16 protein-coding genes are annotated in these 16,904 nt (G+C 66.3%); 15 read left to right on the top strand and 1 reads right to left on the bottom strand.

Annotation, left to right across the window (positions count from 1 at the left end; all coding sequences use genetic code 11):
• Window position 1 precedes the first annotated feature (1 nt).
• From L0977_RS04255 to L0977_RS04205, 11 genes are all read left to right on the top strand, one after another.
• Window positions 2-1,729, top strand: a complete 1,728-nt coding sequence (locus tag L0977_RS04255; RefSeq protein WP_234263504.1) for an FAD-dependent oxidoreductase — start codon at window positions 2-4, stop codon at window positions 1,727-1,729.
• Window positions 1,726-2,859, top strand: coding sequence for a CaiB/BaiF CoA transferase family protein (locus L0977_RS04250; RefSeq protein WP_234263502.1), 1,134 nt, complete (start codon window positions 1,726-1,728; stop codon window positions 2,857-2,859). Before L0977_RS04255 ends, L0977_RS04250 begins: the two co-directional genes overlap by 4 nt.
• The gene (locus L0977_RS04245; RefSeq protein ID WP_234263501.1) at window positions 2,856-3,317 is read left to right on the top strand and encodes a bacteriohemerythrin; all 462 of its coding nucleotides are present in this window, start codon (window positions 2,856-2,858) and stop codon (window positions 3,315-3,317) included. Before L0977_RS04250 ends, L0977_RS04245 begins: the two co-directional genes overlap by 4 nt.
• A 414-nt stretch (window positions 3,318-3,731) precedes the next feature.
• The gene (locus L0977_RS04240; protein WP_234263500.1) at window positions 3,732-4,763 is read left to right on the top strand and encodes a TRAP transporter substrate-binding protein; all 1,032 of its coding nucleotides are present in this window, start codon (window positions 3,732-3,734) and stop codon (window positions 4,761-4,763) included.
• A 180-nt stretch (window positions 4,764-4,943) separates the two neighbouring features.
• Entirely contained in the window at window positions 4,944-5,975 is a 1,032-nt protein-coding gene (locus L0977_RS04235; RefSeq protein WP_234263499.1) for a TRAP transporter substrate-binding protein, read from the top strand.
• Window positions 5,976-6,184: 209 nt separating this feature from the next.
• Window positions 6,185-7,222 carry a TRAP transporter substrate-binding protein gene (locus tag L0977_RS04230; RefSeq protein ID WP_234263498.1) on the top strand — a complete coding sequence of 346 codons (1,038 nt, stop codon included), beginning with the start codon at window positions 6,185-6,187 and terminating at the stop codon, window positions 7,220-7,222.
• Window positions 7,223-7,478: 256 nt separating this feature from the next.
• Window positions 7,479-8,000, top strand: a complete 522-nt coding sequence (locus L0977_RS04225; RefSeq protein ID WP_234263497.1) for a TRAP transporter small permease — start codon at window positions 7,479-7,481, stop codon at window positions 7,998-8,000.
• 37 nt (window positions 8,001-8,037) lie between these two features.
• Window positions 8,038-9,354, top strand: coding sequence for a TRAP transporter large permease (locus tag L0977_RS04220; RefSeq protein WP_234263496.1), 1,317 nt, complete (start codon window positions 8,038-8,040; stop codon window positions 9,352-9,354).
• 99 nt (window positions 9,355-9,453) lie between these two features.
• Window positions 9,454-10,440, top strand: a complete 987-nt coding sequence (locus tag L0977_RS04215) for a Bug family tripartite tricarboxylate transporter substrate binding protein (RefSeq protein ID WP_234263495.1) — start codon at window positions 9,454-9,456, stop codon at window positions 10,438-10,440.
• A 77-nt stretch (window positions 10,441-10,517) separates the two neighbouring features.
• Window positions 10,518-11,423, top strand: coding sequence for an NAD(P)-dependent oxidoreductase (locus L0977_RS04210; protein WP_234263494.1), 906 nt, complete (start codon window positions 10,518-10,520; stop codon window positions 11,421-11,423).
• Between the two features lie 14 nt (window positions 11,424-11,437).
• Entirely contained in the window at window positions 11,438-12,397 is a 960-nt protein-coding gene (locus tag L0977_RS04205) for an AEC family transporter (RefSeq protein WP_234263492.1), read from the top strand.
• Window positions 12,398-12,404: 7 nt separating this feature from the next.
• On the opposite strand, the gene L0977_RS04200 is transcribed toward L0977_RS04205, so the two are convergent.
• Window positions 12,405-13,313 carry a LysR substrate-binding domain-containing protein gene (locus L0977_RS04200; protein ID WP_234263491.1) on the bottom strand — a complete coding sequence of 303 codons (909 nt, stop codon included), beginning with the start codon at window positions 13,311-13,313 and terminating at the stop codon, window positions 12,405-12,407.
• Window positions 13,314-13,444: 131 nt separating this feature from the next.
• Between L0977_RS04200 and L0977_RS04195 the strand changes: the two genes are divergently transcribed.
• From L0977_RS04195 to ligA, 4 genes are all read left to right on the top strand, one after another.
• Window positions 13,445-14,491 (top strand): amidohydrolase family protein, encoded by a 1,047-nt coding sequence (locus tag L0977_RS04195; RefSeq protein WP_234263490.1) that lies wholly within the window; start codon window positions 13,445-13,447, stop codon window positions 14,489-14,491.
• A gap of 133 nt (window positions 14,492-14,624) precedes the next feature.
• Window positions 14,625-15,308 carry a 4-carboxy-4-hydroxy-2-oxoadipate aldolase/oxaloacetate decarboxylase gene (gene ligK / locus L0977_RS04190; protein ID WP_234263489.1) on the top strand — a complete coding sequence of 228 codons (684 nt, stop codon included), beginning with the start codon at window positions 14,625-14,627 and terminating at the stop codon, window positions 15,306-15,308.
• A 131-nt stretch (window positions 15,309-15,439) separates the two neighbouring features.
• The gene (locus L0977_RS04185; protein WP_234263488.1) at window positions 15,440-16,375 is read left to right on the top strand and encodes an amidohydrolase family protein; all 936 of its coding nucleotides are present in this window, start codon (window positions 15,440-15,442) and stop codon (window positions 16,373-16,375) included.
• An 89-nt stretch (window positions 16,376-16,464) separates the two neighbouring features.
• On the top strand, window positions 16,465-16,902 hold the full coding sequence (gene ligA, locus L0977_RS04180) for a protocatechuate 4,5-dioxygenase subunit alpha (protein ID WP_234263487.1): 438 nt from the start codon (window positions 16,465-16,467) through the stop codon (window positions 16,900-16,902).
• The last annotated feature ends 2 nt before the right edge of the window (window positions 16,903-16,904 follow it).

Here is a 16,904-nt window from a genome sequence, read left to right as displayed (position 1 = left end):
CATGGCGAGCAAGTCGGCCTACGACCTGATCGTGGTGGGCGCGGGGGCGGGTGGCATGGCCACCGCCCTGTGTGCCGCGCACCGGGGGCTGGATGTCCTGTTGTGCGAGGCCTCCGATTTCGCCGGCGGCACGACGGCGTTTTCCGCCGGCACGCTGTGGGTGCCGGGCAACCGGGCGTCCCAGGCGCTGGGGACGGCAGACTCGGTGGCTCGGGCGCGCACCTATCTGGATGCCGTGATCGGGGCGCACGATCCGCGGGGGCTGCGGGCGGCCTTTCTGGAGAGCGCCGCGGACGCGGTGGATTTTCTGGCGCGGCACACACAGGTGCGCTTCGCTGCGGCCGGTCTGCATCCCGACTACCTGATCAGCGAGGGGGCCGCCACCGAAGGGCGGGCCGTGGCGGCGGTGCCTTATGACGGCCGCCTGCTCGGTGATGACTTTCGCCGGGTGCGCCCGCCGTTGCCCGACTTCATGGTGCTGGGCGGCATGATGGTGGGCAAGGCCGATGTGCAGGCCCTCATCGGTCGGTACCGGCACTGGCGGCATTTTCTGCATGTCGCCAAACTCGTGACCCGCCATGCAGTCGACCGCCTGACACATTCCCGGGGCACGCGGCTGGTGATGGGCAATGCGCTGGTGGCACGGTTCCTGGCCAGCCTGCAGGAGGCCGGTGTCCCGGTGCTCTATCGCAGCCGGATGCAGGCGCTGCGTCAGGTCGAGGGGCGCGTGGTGGGCGTGGAGTTGCTGACCGATGAGGGGCCGCTGTCGCTGACGGCCCGTTGCGGGGTGGTGCTGGCCTGTGGGGGGCTTGGACGTGACGAAGCCTGGCGCCGCCAGTTCGGCCCGAGCGAAGCGGGCGTTTCGCCTTCCCTTGTGGCGCCTGCCAACCTGGGAGAAGGGGTGCGCAGCGCCGCATCCCTCGGGGCCCACATCGATGCGCACGAAGGGGGTTACTTCTGGCAGCCGGTTTCGCGGGTGCCGACCGCCGATGGCGGCCATCGCCTCTTTCCGCACCTGTATCTCGACCGCGCCAAACCGGGTCTCATTGCCGTCAACCGGGCCGGGGATCGCTTCACCAACGAGGCGGATTCCTACCACCACTTCGCCGAAGCGCTGTGGCGCCAACCGCCAGGTCCCGGTGCCCCGGCCCACCTTGTGTGCGACGCGCGGTTCGTGCAGCGCTATGGGCTGGGCGTCATTCCGCCGGGCACCCGCCGGCTGAGACGCTACCGCGAGCAGGGGTACCTGCTGTCTGCCGAGACGCTGGACGGGCTGGCCGCGCAGATGGGCATCCCGGCCGCCACGCTGCGCGCGACCGTGGAGCGGTTCAACGCGCTGGCTCGCAATGGCACCGATACCGACTGGGGCAAAGGCAGGTCCGTGCTGAACCGCTTCAACGGCGACGCAGCACATGGCCCCAACCCCTGCCTGGCCCCCATCCAGGACGGACCGTTCTGCGCCCTGGCGATCTGGCAGGCCGATGCCGCCAGCAGCACCGGCCTGTCGTGCGACGCGCATGGGCGGGTGCTGAACGCGGAAGAACAACCCATCGCAGGCCTGTATGCGGTGGGCAACGACATGGCTTCCGTGATGCGTGGCACCTATCCGGGGCCGGGGATCACGCTGGGGCCCGCGATCACCTTCGGCTATCGCGCGGCGACACACGCTGCGGCGAGCCGGCCAACCGCCACCGAAACGGGTGCGGACACAGAAAGAACTCACTCATGAAAGAAACCCGCCAAGCGGCAGGAGGCCCTTTGCAGGGGGTGCGTGTGGTGGAGTTTGCCGGTCTCGGGCCCGCACCTTTTGCCTGCATGCTGCTGTCGGACATGGGCGCCGACGTGGTGACGGTAGACCGTCCGGGCCAGCGGCTGGCCGGCCCGCGCCACATTGCGGGCCGTGGACGCCGCGTGGTGCAGGCCGACCTGAAGGAGGCGATCCAGCGCGAGCAGGTCGTTTCCCTGGTGCAGAGCGCCGACGTGCTGGTGGAGGGCTTTCGTCCGGGCGTGATGGAGCGCCTGGGCCTGGGACCCGAGGTTTTCCAGGACACCCATCCCGGGCTGGTCTATGCGCGCATGACCGGGTGGGGGCAGGACGGCCCCCTGTCGCAGCGTGCCGGGCACGACATCAACTACATCGGACTGAGTGGTGCCCTGCATGCCATCGGTCCCCGGGGCGGCGCGCCCGTCCCGCCGCTCAACCTGGTCGGTGACTATGGTGGTGGCAGCCTGTACCTGGTGGTGGGCGTGCTGGCCGCCTTGCTGGAGCGCCAGCGCTCCGGCGTGGGACAGGTGGTGGATGCGGCCATCACCGATGGTACCCTGTCGCTGATGACGCAGTTCTTCGCCGCCTCTGCCCGGGGGCAGTTTACCGAGGCGAGGGGCAACAACCTGTTGGACGGCGGGGCGCCCTTTTACGGGGTGTACGAGACTGCGGATGCACGCCATGTGTGCGTGGGGCCGATCGAACCGCCTTTTTTTGCCTTGCTGGTGGAGGGCCTGGGCCTCGACGACGGCTTCAAAGACGCCCAGAACGACCGTGCCCGCTGGCCCGCCATGCGATCCGCGATGGAAGCGGCGTTTCGGCAGCGCACACGCGACGAATGGACCACCAGGTTTGAACACACGGATGCGTGCGTCACGCCGGTGCTGTCGTTGTCCGAGGCACAGGCGCATCCCCACCAGAGGGCCCGGCAGGCGGTGATCGACATTGACGGCGTGCGTCAGCCGGCACCGGCGCCCCGCTTTTCGCGCACGGCCTCCCGGGTGCAGGGGGCCGCACCGACCGAAGCCACCGCCATGGCGGCGGTGCTGGCGGCGTGGGGTGCCAGCGTTTCGGCGGGAGGGCATACCGCATGAGCGCACTGGCCGAAACTGCTGGCCTGGCGCCCGCCCTGCAATGGACCGACGACTGGTTGCTCGGCCATGACGGCATGGACGCCTGCCATCAGGAATGTGCGACGCTGCTGGGGCAACTGCTGGCGGCTGAAGACGCACAGTTGGCCACGGTGTTCGATCGTTTCATCGCCCACCTGACGGCGCATTTCGAGGCCGAGGCCGAGATGATGCGCCGCACCGACTTTCCGCCCCGGCAATGCCATCTGGATGAACACGCGGCCGTCATGAGCTCGGTGCTGGAGGTTCGACAGCGGCTGGCAGACGGCAACCGGCCGCTGGTGCGCGCGCTGGCGCGGGAGCTGGGGGCCTGGTTTCCGGCGCACACCCAGCACCTCGACTCCGCGCTGGCGCATTGGGTGAGCCGGCATCGGCTTGGCGGCAAGCCTGTTGTGCTCAAGCGCCGCGCGGCGCTCGGGTAACCCACCCATCCCTCCTCCCGCGCAACTCAGGTCGCCCTGGCCGCGCGGGAGGCTTTTGCCTGTCCGGGCGTTCCTGCGCACGAATGGGGCAGAGCGCCTACCGCCGCGGGCGTTGGTCTGCGGGGACTTTGAGCTGTGGCAGATCGTTCTTGTTCTGAGTTGTTCTGAGGCAGGCTGCCCTGCGCGCTACCGACAGTGCGCCCACACGGCTTCCCTGTGAGAAAACGTAGCGCCACCCCCTGCAGCGGTGCCTGGTTGGGGGCAGGTGTGTCCGGGTCGCGGTGTGTCGAAACTCAGGGTAAACACTGGTCAACTTTGTTTGATTGTTATAGAGAATAACTAAATACCGATCTGCAAGGCTCTGCCATCCGGGCACGGCCGCAGGATCCCTCAGCAACGTTTCAGGAGATTTCAGTGATTGCCAACATGAAGCGCCAGCTTGGCGTTCTTGCCTTGACGGCCACCGCGTGCGTGAGTGGCTGGGCGCAGGAAGTGACCCTGCGTTTGCACCAGTTCCTGCCGCCGCAAGCCACCATTCCGGCCAAGGCCATCACCCCCTGGATCAAGAAGATCGAAGCCGAATCGAACGGCCGCATCAAGATCCAGATGTTCAGTGCCATGCAGCTGGGGGGAACGCCGCCGCAACTGTTCGACCAGGCACGCGATGGCGTTGCCGACATCACCTGGACTGTGCTGGGCTACACACCGGGGCGGTTCATGAAGACCGAGGTGTTCGAGCTGCCGTTCATCACCGGCCTGTCTTCCGAAGCCTCTTCCAAGGCGCTCTGGGCCTATGTGCAGGCCTACGCACAGGATGAATTCAAGGATGTGCACCTGCTGACCGTGCACACCCACGGGCCCGGTCTGTTCCACACCAAGCAGCCGATCACCGGCCTGGAAAGCCTGCGTGGCATGAAGATCCGCGGCGGAACGCGCATCGTGAACAACATGCTGGTCAAGCTGGGTGCCACGCCCGTGGGCATGCCCGTGCCGGCTGTGACCGAAGCGCTGTCCAAGGGCGTGCTCGACGGCACCACGATCCCCTGGGAAGTGGGGCCGTCCCTGAAGGTGAACGAGCTGGTCAAGAACCACACCACGTTCGCCGGCGGCAATGGCCTGTACGTGACGACCTTTGCGTTGTCGATGAACAAGGCGGCTTACAGCAAGCTGCCGGCCGATCTGAAGAAGGTCATCGACAACAACTCGGGCATGAGCCTGGCGGCCGATTTCGGCAAGGCCATGGACGAGGGCGACAAGGTGGGGCGTGACCTTGCGATCAAGGGCGGCAACAAGATCACCGAACTCGACGTGGCCGAAGTCCAGCGCTGGAAGCGCACCGCTTCGTCGGTCGAGTCCGACTGGATCAACGAAGTCAAGGGCAAGGGCATCGACGGCGCCAAGCTCGCTTCGGAAGCCCGCGCACTCATGGACAAGTACGCCAAATAAGGCGCCTGTCCACCGGGTGACAGAGAGCCGCCTGCGGGCGGCTTTTTGTTGCCTATGGATTACCCTGAGCGCCCCCCTTGCGGGCGAGCGCAAGTCCGTCAGGGTGTTTACAGTGCAGGCTGCCCTGGCAGAGCGTGGGTCCTCTGCCCGGTATTCTTCAAGGAGACAGAGATGACGGTGATGAAACGACGGACCGCCCTGGGTGCGCTGGGCGCCTGGGCCGCTGGTGCACTGCCTGCCGGCGCGATGGCCCAGGCCGGCACCACCTTGCGGTTGCACCAGATGCTGCCCCCGCAGGCGACCATTCCTGCGCGGGCCATCGTGCCCTGGGCCCAGAAGGTGGAAGCCGAGTCCGGCGGCCGACTCAAGATCCAGCTGTTTCATGCGATGCAGCTGGGGGGTGCGCCACCGCAACTGTTCGATCAGGCCAAGGACGGGGTGGTCGACCTGACCTGGACGGTGCTGGGCTACACGCCGGGCCGCTTTCCGAAGACCGAGGTGTTCGAGCTGCCGTTCATGAGCGGTTCGGCCGAGCAGTCGTCCAAGGCCCTGCAGATGTATGTGGAGAAGTTCGCGCCTGACGAATTCAAGGACGTCAAGCTGATCTGCGTGCACACCCACGGTCCGGGGCTGTTCCACACCAAGCAGCCGGTGACCGGTCTGGAGAGCCTGCGCGGCATGAAGATCCGGGGTGGCTCGCGCATCATCAACAACATGCTGACCAAGCTGGGGGCGACGCCGGTGGGCATGCCGGTGCCTGCGGTGACCGAAGCGCTGTCCAAGGGCGTGATCGACGGAACGACGATTCCTTGGGAGGTCACACCGTCGCTGAAGGTCACCGAACTGGTGAAGAACCACACCACCTTCGCGGGCAAGGAAGGGCTGTACACGCAGACCTTTGCCTTCTCGATGAACCGCGCTGCTTACGAGCGCCTGCCTGCCGACCTGAAAAAGGTCATCGACGCCCATTCGGGTGTCGCTGCCGCAGCGCTGTTCGGCAAGGCGATGGACGACGGGGACCGCGTCGGGCGCGAACTGGCGGTCAAGGCCGGTAACCAGATCGTGGCGCTGGATGTGGCCGAGACCCAGCGCTGGCGTCGCACCGCTGCCACGGTGGAGACCGACTGGATCAACGAAGTCCGTGGCAAGGGGCTGGACGGCGCCAAGCTCGTGGCCGAGGCGCGGGCACTCATCGCCCAGCAGTCGGGTTGATCTGTCGCGTCGGTGACATGAGATGGGTGGGGTCTCGCCGCCCACGTTCGCTGCCCGGCAGCCACGCTGGCCCGGGCGCCGGGCCTGATGCAGCGCATCGGAGGCGTTGTTTTATGCTCAATTGTTATAGCTGAAAGTGTCGGCGGGCACTGGGCAGTCGGGGGCTGGGCGGGCACAGTCTGCCCGTTTTTCCATTGGAGTTCCAGAACATGCCTTCCATGAACCGTCGCCACGCCCTGCTGACGCTGGGCGCTACCGCCGCTTCCGTGGCATCGGGTACCGTCGCTGCCCAGCAGACGGTCACGCTGCGCCTGCACCAGTTCCTGCCGCCGCAGGCGCCGATTCCTTCGCGTGCCCTCGTGCCCTGGGCGCGCAAGGTGGAAGCCGAGTCGGGTGGCCGTCTCAAGATCCAGCTTTTCCACGCCATGCAGATGGGCGGCACGCCGCCGCAGCTGTTCGACCAGGCCAAGGACGGTGTGGTGGATCTGGCGTGGACCGTGCTCGGCTACACCCCGGGCCGTTTCAACAAGGCCGAAGTGTTCGAGTTGCCCTTCATGTGCGGGGGTGCGGAGTCGTCTTCCCGGGCCTTCCACGCCTACATCGAAAAGAACGCTGCCGACGAGTTCCGCAGCGTCAAGCTGCTGGCCGCGCACACGCACGGCCCCGGCCTGTTCCACACCAAGCAGCCGATTGCCGGTCTGGAAAGCCTGCGCGGCATGAAGATCCGCGGGGGCTCGCGCATCATCAACAACATGCTGGTCAAACTCGGCGCGACGCCGGTTGGTCTGCCCGTGCCGGCCGTGACCGAAGCCCTGTCCAAGGGGGTGATCGACGGTGCCACCATTCCCTGGGAAGTGGCGCCCTCCATCAAGATCACCGAGCTGGTCAAGAACCACACCAGCTTTGCCGGCAAGGACGGCCTGTTCACGCAGACCTTTGCCTTCGTGATGAACCGCGGTTCCTACGAAAAGCTGCCCGATGATCTGAAGAAGGTCATCGACGCCAACGCCGGCATCGAAGCGGCCGCGCTCTTTGGCAAAGCCATGGACGAGGGCGACAAGATCGGCCTGGAACTGGCCACGAAGGCCGGCAACCGCATCGTGGCGCTTGATGCGGCCGAAACGCAGCGCTGGCGCCGGACCGCTTCGGCGGTGGAATCCGACTGGATCAAGGAAGTCAAGGCCAAGGGCATCGATGGTGCCAAGCTGGTGGCCGAGGCGCGTGCCGCGATCGCCCAGCACGCCTGATCGCACCCCGAACCGATGGCCTGCACCGCGTGCAGGCCATCGTCTGTTCCGCCGGCGTCGCATCGCCAGGGTGCCTGCAATTGGTTATGAACCAAAACTATTGGGGTTTTTGCGGTGGAGGTGAGTATTCTCCATTGGTAAACTCATTCATGTATATGAAATTCTGACCGGCCCTGTTCCTTAAGCCTGTCAGTGCCCCGTTGAGAGACAATGCAAAGCAGGCAGGCTCACCTGCCACATGACAAAGGACCCGAGGATGATTGGCTGGATATATCGACTTGCGAGCTGGACCGCGATTGCGGGCGGCGTGGTGCTGCTGGTGCTGACCCTGATGGTGGTGGCCAGCGTGGCGGGGCGGGCCCTGATCGGGCTGGGCCTCGGGCCCGTGCCGGGCGACTTCGAACTGGTGGAAGTCGGGGTCGGTGTGGCGGTCTTTTTCTTCCTGCCCCTGTGCTATCTGCGCGGTGGGCACGCCACGGTGGATCTGCTCTACATGCACATGCCCAAGTGGGCGCAGCGCTCGGTGGTGATCGTCAGCGATCTGCTGATGCTCGCGATCTGGCTGGTGCTGACCTGGAAGCTCTGGGACGGCATGCTGGAGAAGAAGGAATACCTGGAAACCACGTTCATCCTGCAGATGCCGATCTGGTGGGCCTATGCCCTGTGCATGGTTGGCGCCGTGATCGGCTGTCTCTGCTACGCGGCCAAGACGCTGGTGCAGCTGGGCCTGGCCTCCGAGCCCAAGGGCTGGGATTCCGAGAGCCAGGTGGCTCATTGATCCACAACCACAACAAGAAACCTAAGGAATCCGAGACATGAGCACCATCGAGATGGCCCTGTGGTCTTTCCCGATCATGCTGCTGCTGATCTTCATCCGCGTACCGATCGGTCTGTCCATGCTGCTGTGCGGCGTGGGCGGCGCGTGGATGGTCTACGGCAGCATCGATCCGCTACTGAATCAGTTCAAGCAGGTCACGTTCACCACCTTCGCCAACTACAACCTGTCGGTCATCCCGCTGTTCCTGCTGATGGGGCAGTTTGCCGCACTGGGCGGCTTGTCGCAGGCGCTGTTCAAGGCGGCGGAAGCCTGGATCGGTCACCGCAAAGGCGGCGTGGCCATGGCGGCCGTGGGCGCCTGTGCCGGCTTTGGCGCGATCTGCGGTTCCTCGCTGGCCACGGCGGCCACGATGGGGCAGGTGGCCCTGCCCGAACTCAAGCGCGCCGGCTATGCCGGGGGCATCTCCACCGCCTGCCTGGCGGCCGGGGGGACGCTGGGCATTCTGATTCCGCCGTCGGTGGTGCTGGTGATCTACGCCATCCTGACCGAGCAGAACATCGCCAAGCTGTTCCTGGCCGCCTTCGTGCCCGGCATCCTGGCGGCGATTGGCTACATGATCGTGATTGCCATTTATGCGCGGTGGAAGCCCGAAGAAATGGGCACGATGAAGCCGCTGCCGATGAAAGAGCGCATCGCCGCCACGGTCCGCACCTGGCCCGTGATCGTCATCTTCCTGGTGGTGGTCGGCGGTATTTACACCGGCATCTTCACGCCGACCGAAGGCGCGGCCATCGGCGCTTTCAGCACCGGCATTGCGGCCTGGGCGGGTGGCGGCCTGAACCGCAAGACCCTGCTCGGGGCGGTGATTGGCACCGCGATCGCTTCCGGGATGATCTACATGATCGTGCTGGGGGCCGGTGTCTACAACACCTTCCTGGCGCTGTCCCAGCTGCCGCAGGAAGCGGCCACCACGGTGGCCGGCTGGGGGCTGAGCCCGTTGCTGGTGCTGGTGGCGATTCTGGTGCTCTACATCATCCTGGGCTGCTTCATGGACTCCCTGTCCATGATCCTGCTGACCATTCCGGTGTTCTACCCGATCATCTCCCACCTCGATTTCGGCCTGCCGCCGGAAGAGCTGGCGATCTGGTTCGGCATCCTGGTGCTCATCGTGGTGGAGGTCGGGCTCATCACGCCACCGGTGGGGATGAACCTGTTCGTGATCAACTCCATGGCCAAGGACGTCCCCATCACACACACCTACCGGGCCGTCATGCCCTTCGTGGTCAGCGACATGGTGCGCACGGCGATCCTGGTGCTCTTCCCGTCGATCACCCTGTTCGTGCTGCGCCTGTGATGGGCCTGCGCGCATGACAGACAGCAGGCCCGCGAACGATCGCGGGCCTTTTTCGTGGCCCCGCAACATGGCCAGCAGCCTTTCCACAGGAGACAAAGCATGACTTCTTTCCGTTCCGTTCGTCGCCAACTGCTGGCCGCCGCCCTGGTGCTGCCGGGCGTGCTCGTCGCGCCGGCCACCTGGGCCCAGGCCTTTCCGACCAAACCTCTGCGGGTGGTGGTGCCGTTCGGCGCTGGCGGCGTGGGTGACCTGACGGCGCGCATCGTCGCGGCCGAACTGAGCAAGTCGCTGGGCCAGCCGGTCACCATCGACAACCGGCCGGGCGCCGGTGGCGTGGTGGCTGCCGAGACGGTCGCGCGCGCCGAGCCCGATGGCCATACCCTGTTCCTCATGTCCAACGGCACGGCCGTCACGGCGGGCCTGTTCAAGACCCTGCCGTACGACACGGTGCGCGACTTCACCCCGGTCGCGATTCTGGGCACCTTCGACATCGCGGTCCTGGTGCCGGCCGAGTCGCCTTTCAAGACTCTGGGCGAACTGGTGGGCTATGCCAAGGCACACCCGGACAAACTCAATCTCGGCAGCATCAACATCGGCAGCACCCAGCACCTGGCGGCCGAGCTGTTCAAGTCCAGCGCTGACATGAACGTGCAGGTGGTGCCCTTCAACGGCACGCCCGCGCTCATCGGCGCACTGCGCGGCAAGCAGGTCGACGCCGGGGTCGAAATCCTCGCGCCCGCGCTCACCCACATCAAGTCGGGGGCGTTCCGCGCGCTGGCGGTCACGGGCAAGAAGCGTTCGACCGCGCTGCCCGATGTGCCGACGGCCGAAGAGCAGGGCGTCAAGGGGTTTGTGGCCTCGTCGTGGAACGCCTTTGCCGCACCGGCGAAAACGCCACGTGCCGTGATCGAGCGTCTCAACAAGGACATCAACGCCGCGCTGGCCAATCCCGAGGTGCAACAGAAGCTGCGCAACCTCAATATCGACCCGGCCGGCGGCACGCCGGAGCAGGCCGCCGAACTGCTGGCCGCCGACATCCGCCGCTGGGGCGCGGTCATCGAGCGCTCGGGCATTCCGAAGCAGTGACACCCGACTGACCACCTACCACCGGCCAGGCGCCATCCCGCGTCCGGCCGGTGCACTGCACTTTGGGGAGTTTGACCATGGACAGTCTGCGCCTGGGCCTGATCGGCTATGGCGAGGTCGGGCGCGTGTTCTCGGCCGGCCTGCGCGACGGGGTGGCCTGGACCGGGGCCTGGGACCTCAAGTTCGCCGAGCCCGCGTCGTCCGGTGAAGCGCTGGCACACGCCGCATCGGCCGGCGTGCACGCTTGTGGCAGCGTGGCCGAGTTGTGCGCGCAGGCGGATCTGCTGATTTCGGCCGTCACGGCGTCGAGCACGCTGGCCGTCGCGCAGGCGGTGGCGCCGCACATCCGTCCCGGCTGCCACTTCCTGGACCTGAACTCCGCGTCGCCGGGTACCAAGCAACAGGCGGCCGCCCTCATCGATGCGGCAGGTGGGCGCTATGTGGAGGCTGGGGTCATGACCTCGGTACCGCCTTATGGCATCCGCGTGCCCATGCTGCTGGGTGGGGCGCACGCGCCGGGCTTGCAACCGGTGCTGGCCCGGCTGGGCATGGATACGCGGGTGACCAGCGAGCGCCTGGGCGTGGCGTCGGCCACCAAGATGTGCCGCAGCGTGATGATCAAAGGCCTGGAGGCGCTGGTCATCGAGAGCTACACCGCCGCCCGCCAGTACGGGGTCGAAGACGCCATGATCGCCACGCTGCAGGAGACCTTTCCCGGCATCGACTGGACGAAGCAGGGCGCCTACTTCTTCAGCCGGGTGGCGCAGCACGGCCGCCGGCGTGCCGAGGAGATGCGCGAAGCGGCCAACACCGTGTGCGAAGCGGGCTTCGAGCCGTTCATGGCATCGGCCATTGCGGACAAACACGACTGGATGGCCGGACAGGCCCAGGCCGGGCACTTCGCCGACCTGGGGCCGAACCCGCCCTGGCAGGCCTACGCCGATGCCCTGCTGGCGGCGCGCCCGGCAGGGTCGGCCGACTGAGGGGCTGACCGATCATGCTCGATATCCTGGCCATCACCGGCCCGATCTACCTGTGCATCCTGGCGGGCTACGCGACCACCCGTGCCGGCCTGTTTGCGCCTGCCGACATGCGGGTGTTCGGCAAGTTCGTGATCAACCTGGCGCTGCCAGCGCTGCTGTTCAACGCGCTGTCCCAGCGCACCGTGGCCGAAATCTTCAACGGCCCCTACCTGCTGGCCTACACGCTGGCCAACCTGGCGGTGCTGACCATCGGGTTCGTCTGGATGCGTTTCGGGCAGCGCAGCAGCATGAGCCTCGCCGGCACGGTGGCCATGGGCATGACATGCCCGAACAGCGGTTTCGTCGGCTACCCGGTGGCGCTGCTGACCCTCGGCGCCTCCACGGCGGGCGTGAGCCTGGCGCTGAACATGGTGGTCGAAAACCTGCTGATCATTCCCTTGCTGCTGGCGCTGACAGATCTGGATGGTGATGGCCAGGGCGACTGGCGCCGTTCGGTGGCGCAGGCGCTCAAGGGGGTGCTGCGCAATCCGATGATCATCGCCATCGTGGCGGGCACACTCGTTTCGCTCGCAGGGTTGGCACTGCCTTCGGCGCTGTCGCGCACCGTCACCCTGTTCGCCCAGGCCAGTGGCGCGCTGTCGCTGTTCGTCATCGGCGGCAGCCTGGTGGGGCTCAAGGCGCCATCCGGCACGGGCGGTCAGATCGTCGGGATTGCCCTGGGCAAGCTGGTGCTGCACCCGCTGCTGATGCTGGGCCTGCTGTGGTGGGTGGTGCCGGTGGCGGACCCCGCGCTGCGCCAGGCCTTGGTGCTGACCTGCGCGCTGCCGATGTTTGGCATCTACGCCATCCTGGCGCAGCGCCACGGCCACGCCGGGCTGGCTTCGGCGGCGCTGCTGGTCACGACGCTGGCCGCCTTCTTCTCGCTCAGTGGATTGTTGTGGCTGCTGCAGCACGGCAGCGGCTGGCTGGGCTGAGCCGGTTCTAGGCGGCCTGGCCCAGGCGGGCCAGGGCTTCATGGATCAGGCGCTGTGCCGCTTCCTGCGTCAGCGTGGCCGGCCGTTGTGAACTGGTGGCCAGGCTCAGGCGGGTGCGCAGCGGCGGATCGATGCGGCGCAGCCGGTAGGCCGAAGGCCGGATCGAGCTGGCCACGGCGTTGGCCGACAGCAGCGCAGCGCCCATGCCCTCGGCCACCAGATCCAGGATGGCCGAGACGCCGTCGATTTCCAGGCTCACCTGAGGGCGGCAGCCGATGGCCGCCATCTCGGTTTCGACGTGCATGCGCAGCGCGTTCGGTCGGCTGGGAATCACCAGCGGCAGGCGGGCCACCTCGGCCAGCGGCAGCGGCGGCGGCGGCGGGTCCTCGGCCAGGCCGGGCGGGCGCGGCTGCACCAGCCAGATTTCCTCGTCCAGCAGCGGCGCGATCTCGATTTCGGGCACGGGCTGGGCGTTGTAGAGAACGGCCAGATCCAGCCGCCCGGTGATCAGCCATTCCTGCATGGTGGCCGACAGGCCTTCGGTGATGGACAGGCTGGCTTCGGGCAGCTGTTCGCGGAACAGGCGGGTCAGCGGCACGGTGAGCACCCGCGCCAGGCTCGGGGGCAGGCCGATGGCCACATGGCCCGCCAGCGCACCGCGCACCCGGCCGAGTTCTTCCTTGGCGCGTTCGACCTGGTGCAGGATGCCGCGTCCGTGGGCCAGCAGCAGCTTGCCGGCGTCGGTGGGGGTGGCGCCGCGGCCGTTGCGCAGCAGCAGGTTCTGCCGCAGCTCCACTTCCAGCAGCCGGATCTGGCGCGACAAAGCGGGCTGGGCCACGTTCAGGGCCACCGCCGCCCGGGTGAAGCTGCCCAACTCGGCCACGCGGACGAAGTATTCGAGTTGTTTCAGGTCCATGACCACCGCCTCAGGCTGCTCGCGAATAACTGCATCATAGATATAAACATCTGTTCTAGCTGATAGCGGGTGAACACGGTTGGTTCCTTTGGTCGTGCCGGCCACAATCCGAGGCTTCAAGAGGAGCCACCATGAGTCAGTCACAACCCCTGATCATCGATTGCCACGGCCACTACACGACGGCCCCCAAGGCGCTGGAAAACTGGCGCAACCAGCAGATTGCCGGGATCAAGGACCCGGCCGCCATGCCCAAGGTCAGCGATCTGAAGATCAGCGACGACGAACTGCGCGAGTCCATCGAGGCCAACCAGTTGCGGCTCATGAAGGAGCGCGGCTCCGACATCACCCTGTTCTCGCCGCGCGCCAGCTTCATGGCCCACCACATCGGCGATTTCAACGTGTCCAGCACCTGGGCCGCCATCTGCAACGAGCTGTGCTACCGCGTGAGCCAGTTGTTCCCCGACAATTTCGTGCCAGTGGCCATGCTGCCGCAGAGCCCGGGCGTCGACCCTGCCACCTGCATTCCCGAGATGGAGAAATGCATCAAGGAATACGGCAACGTCGGCATCAACCTCAACCCCGATCCTTCGGGCGGCCACTGGACCAACCCGCCGCTGACCGACCGCCACTGGTACCCCATCTATGAAAAGATGGTCGAGTACGACGTGCCGGCCATGATCCACGTGAGCACCAGCTGCAATGCGTGCTTCCACACCACGGGCGCGCACTACATCAACGCCGACACCACGGCCATCATGCAGCTCATCCAGGGCGACCTGTTCAAGGACTTCCCGACGCTGCGCTTCATCATCCCCCACGGCGGTGGCGCCGCGCCCTACCACTGGGGCCGTTACCGCGGTCTGGCGCAGGAGATGAAGAAGCCGTTGTTGAGCGAACACCTGCTCAAGAACATCTTCTTCGACACCTGCGTGTACCACCAGCCGGGCATCGACCTGCTGACCAAGGTGATCCCGGTCGACAACATCCTTTTCGCCTCCGAAATGATCGGCGCCGTGCGTGGCATCGACCCGGAGACCGGCAGCTACTACGACGACACCAAGCGCTACGTGCAGGCCACCGGCAATCTGAGCGACGCCCAGCGCTACCAGGTGTACGAAGGCAACGTGCGCCGCGTGTTCCCGCGCCTGGACGCCCGCCTGAAATCCCAAGGCAGGTAATTTGTAGGCACACCCACAAGGCATGCGGTGGGTGTGCGTTTTGCGTAGGTCAAGGAGGAGTCCGCGAAGCGGGCGGGGGACACGAAGCAAAACGCACGCGCACCGCAGGCCGCTCAGTCAAGGAGATACAAACATGTACGAACTCGGTGTCGTTTACCGCCACATCCAGCGCGCCGACCGCGCGACCGCCGAGGCGCTGGCCGCGCTCGGTTCTGCCACGGTGCATGAAGCCATGGGCCGCGTTGGCTTGATGAAGCCCTACATGCGGCCGATCCAGACCGGTGTGCAGGTGTCGGGCACCGCCGTCACGGTGCTTCTGCAACCGGGCGACAACTGGATGATGCACGTGGCGGCCGAGCAGATCCAGCCGGGAGACATCGTCGTCGCCACGGTCACGGCCGAGTGCAGCGACGGCTATTTCGGCGATCTGCTGGCCACCAGTTTCCAGGCGCGTGGTGCGCGGGCGCTGATCATCGAAGCCGGTGTGCGCGACGTGAAGACGCTCAAGGAGATGAACTTCCCGGTCTGGAGCCGCTACATCTCGTCCAAGGGCACGATCAAGGCGACGCTGGGCTCGGTGAACATTCCCATCGTCTGCGCTGGCGCCTATGTGACGCCGGGTGACGTGATCGTGGCCGACGACGACGGCGTGGTCTGCGTGCCCGCCGCCCGGGCGGTCGAGACGCTCGCTGCGGCCCAGAAGCGCGAGAGCTTCGAAGGCGAGAAGCGCGAGAAGCTGGCTTCGGGCGTGCTGGGTCTGGACATGTACAAGATGCGCGAGCCGCTGGCTGCGGCTGGCCTGCGCTACATCGACTGATTTTTCTCCGGCTGGCCCCGGCGGCGACGCCGGAAGCCAGCGGGGCTCATCAGTCGCTTCGCGCCAGCAAATCGCCCCGCTGGCTTCCGGCATCACCGCCTCGTTGGCGTAACCACAACCAAGGTTGAGACATGAGCAAACCTGTTTCCGGTGACTTCACCAAAACCGCCGGCTGGCTCGACTGGTACACCGGTCCGACCAAGCCCTCGTTCAAGCTGCCCGCAGGCGCCGTCGACGCGCACTGCCACGTGTTCGGCCCGGGGGCCGAATTCCCCTACGCCCCCGAGCGCAAGTACACGCCCTGTGACGCCAGCAAGCACGAGCTGTACGCGCTGCGCGACCACCTGGGTTTTGCGCGCAACGTGGTGGTGCAGGCCACCTGCCACGGTGCCGACAACCGCGCCATGGTCGACGCCTGCCTCTCCAGCGGCGGCAAGGCGCGTGGCGTGGCCACGGTCAAGCGCTCGGTGACCGACGAGGAACTGCAGGCCCTGCATGCCGCCGGCGTGCGCGGCGTGCGCTTCAACTTCGTCAAGCGCCTCGTCGACTTCACGCCCAAGGACGAGCTGATGGAGATCGCCGGTCGCATCGCCAAGCTCGGCTGGCATGTGGTGATCTACTTCGAGGCGGTGGACCTGCCCGAGCTGTGGGACTTCTTCACCAGCCTGCCGACCACGGTGGTGGTGGACCACATGGGCCGCCCCGACGTGAGCAAGCCCATCGACGGGCCGGAGTTTCAGCTGTTCCTGAAGTTCATGCGCGAGCATCCGAACGTCTGGAGCAAGGTGAGCTGCCCGGAACGCCTGTCCGTCACCGGACCCAAAGCCCTCAACGGCGAGCAGGCCGCCTACCAGGACGTGGTGCCGTTCGCGCGCAAGGTGGTCGAAGAATTTCCGGATCGCGTGCTCTGGGGCACCGACTGGCCGCACCCGAACCTCAAGGACCACATGCCCGACGACGGCCTGCTGGTGGACTTCATCCCGCAGATCGCACCGACGGCAGAACTGCAGCAGAAGCTGCTGGTGGACAACCCGATGCGTCTCTACTGGCCTGAAGAGTCCGCGTAAGTTTCGTCATGCCCGTGAAAGCGGGCATCCATTCGTCCCCGTCTGGATTCCCGCTTTCGCGGGCATGACCGTCACCGTAAAGGAAACCCATGGCACTCGACAAACCCTACCAGGACGTGCCCGGCACCATCATCTTTGATGCCGAGCAGAGCCGCAAAGGCTACTGGCTCAACCAGTTCTGCATGAGCCTGATGAAGGCCGAGAACCGCGAGAAGTTCAAGGCCGATGAGCGCGCCTACCTCGACCAGTGGCCGATGACCGAAGAGCAGAAGCAGGCCGTGCTGGCGCGCGACCTCAACTGGTGCATGCGTACCGGCGGCAACATCTACTTCCTGGCCAAGATCGGTGCCACCGACGGCAAGAGCTTTCAGCAGATGGCGGGCTCCATGACCGGCATGACCGAGCAGGAATACCGCGACATGATGATCAACGGCGGCCGCAGCGCCGAGGGCAACCGCCACATCGGCGAGGACGGTGACGCGCAGGCGCACCGCCAGCCGCAGGGCGCTGCCGGAAAGAAGGCTTGACC

It is taken from the genome of Hydrogenophaga sp. NFH-34, assembly GCF_021401345.1.
In the GTDB taxonomy this organism is placed as follows: Bacteria; Pseudomonadota; Gammaproteobacteria; order Burkholderiales; family Burkholderiaceae_C; genus Hydrogenophaga; species Hydrogenophaga electricum.
This window is presented reverse-complemented; position numbering and strand designations above follow the sequence as displayed.